The sequence below is a fragment of the Variovorax sp. 20P10.2.4 genome (genome assembly GCF_058244205.1).
The window spans coordinates 1-2,039 of sequence record NZ_JBZAYE010000954.1 but is presented as its reverse complement, the minus strand read 5'-3'; the positions used below and the strand labels follow the sequence as shown (position 1 = coordinate 2,039).

Here is a 2,039-nt window from a genome sequence, read left to right as displayed (position 1 = left end):
CGATTCCGCTGACCGGGCCCTTCGCGGCCGAGGCGCGCGCGGTGCAGCAGGGCGCCGAACTCGCGGTCAAGGAATTCAACGCGGCCGGCGGCCGGCGCGCCGAGCTGCTGGTGCGCGACGACAAGCTCAACCCGCAGGAGGCCGTCACGCGCACGGTCGAGCTCATTGAGAAGGACCGCGCGCACTTCATCGTGGGCTCGGTGTCGGCGGCGGTGCAGCTGTCGGTCAACAACGCGACCAAGCAGCGCAAGATCATCTACAACTCGGTGAGCCAGTCCGACTCGATCAACGAGGCCAAGGACTTCAGCAAGTACACCTTCCACGAGTGCCTGAACCCGCACATGACCGCGGGCGCGGTGGCGCGCTACGCCTTCCCGAAGATGGGCAAGCGCGTGGTCTTCCTCACGGCCGACTACGCCTACGGCCACGAGATGTCGCGCGGCTTCCTCGCGGCCGGCAAGGCCTTCGGCATCGAGGTGCTGGCCGACATCCGCCATCCGCTGGGCCAGACCGACTTCTCGAGCTACTTCCCGCGCATCCTCGCGCTCAAGCCCGACGTGCTGGTGGTCTGCAACTTCGGCCGCGACCAGTCGATCGCCTTCCGCCAGGCCGGCGACTTCGGCGTCAAGCAGAAGTCGAAGATCATCGCGCCGCTCTTGATGCACTCGGGCCGCATGGTCGACGGCCACGAGGTGTATGCCGACATCATCGGCGGCACCGGCTACTACTGGGGCATGGAGGAGAGCACGCCCTCGGCGCGCGCCTTCAACACGGCGTTTCGCGCGGCCAACGGCGGCACCGCGCCGACCGACTACGCGGGCCTGGGCTATGCGGGCGTGCGCAACCTGCTGGCCGCGGCGAAGCAGGCCGGAAGCACCGACAGCGACCGCGTGGCCGAGGCGCTGCAGGCCCTCAGGAGCGACGCCTACAAGGGGCCGACCTACTATCGCGCCTGCGACCACCAGTCGGTGCAGTCGGTGCTGATCGTGGAATCGAAGCCCGCCGCGCAGGCCAAGGGCAAGGACGACATCTTCCGCATCGTCGCCACCGAGGCACCCGACGAGGCGCGCATGCGCAGCTGCGCCGAGCTGGGCCACGCCTGAGAGCCTCGCCGTGGAACTCTCCGTCTCCCTGCTGCTCCAGCAGCTCTTCGTGGGCCTGGCGCTCGGTGCCATCTACGTGCTGGTGGCCGTCGGCCTGTCGCTCATCTTCGGGCTGCTGGGCGTGGTCAACTTCGCGCACGGCGCCTTCTACATGCTGGGCGCCTACGTGGCGGTCTACGCCTACGGCCTCACCGGCAGCTTCTGGTGGTGCCTGCTGCTGGTGCCGCTCGCGGTCGGCCTGCTGGGGCTGGTGGCCGAGCGCTGGCTGATCCGGCCGCTGTACGGCCGCGGCGTCGACTACCCGCTGCTGCTGACCTTCGGGCTGGCCTACGTGCTGGTCGACGGCGTGCGCATGGTCTGGGGCGTGCAGGGCGAGGCCTTCGCCACGCCCGAGGCGCTGCGCGGCGCGGTCGACCTGGGCTTCGGCGTGTTCCCGCTCTACCGGCTGTTCCTGCTCGGCCTGTGCGCGGCACTGCTGCTGGCGCTGTGGCTGTTCATCGAGAAGACGCGCCTGGGCCTGGTGATCCGCGCCGGTGCGCGCGACCCGCTGGTGCTCAAGGTGCTGGGCATCGACGTGGGCCGCGTGTGGCTCCTGATCTTCGGCCTCGGCACCGCGCTCGCGGGCCTGGCCGGGCTGCTGGCGGCGCCGCTGCGCGGGGTGAATCCCGAGATGGGCGGCTCGGTGCTGATCGAGGCCTTCGTGGTCACCGTGATCGGCGGCATGGGCTCGCTGGTCGGCGCCATCGTGGCCGGCCTGCTGGTGGGCGTGGTGGTGGCGATGACCACGCTGTTCCAGCCCGAGCTCGCCGAACTCGCCATCTTCGCGCTGATGGCCGCGGTGCTGATCCTGCGGCCCAACGGGCTGTTCGGCGCGCGCGACTGAAGGCGCGCCCTTCGCTTCCAACGCTTTCCAGACCATGTCCACCACCACTTCCT

2 protein-coding genes are annotated in these 2,039 nt (G+C 69.8%); both read left to right on the top strand.

The features are described 5' to 3' along the window. Positions 1–1,103 (top strand): ABC transporter substrate-binding protein (locus AC27VN_RS39850; RefSeq protein ID WP_490880267.1); only part of this gene is annotated, 1,103 nt, incomplete at its 5' end. A gap of 10 nt (positions 1,104–1,113) precedes the next feature. Next, positions 1,114–1,986, top strand: a complete 873-nt coding sequence (locus tag AC27VN_RS39845; RefSeq protein WP_057594262.1) for a branched-chain amino acid ABC transporter permease — start codon at positions 1,114–1,116, stop codon at positions 1,984–1,986. The last annotated feature ends 53 nt before the right edge of the window (positions 1,987–2,039 follow it).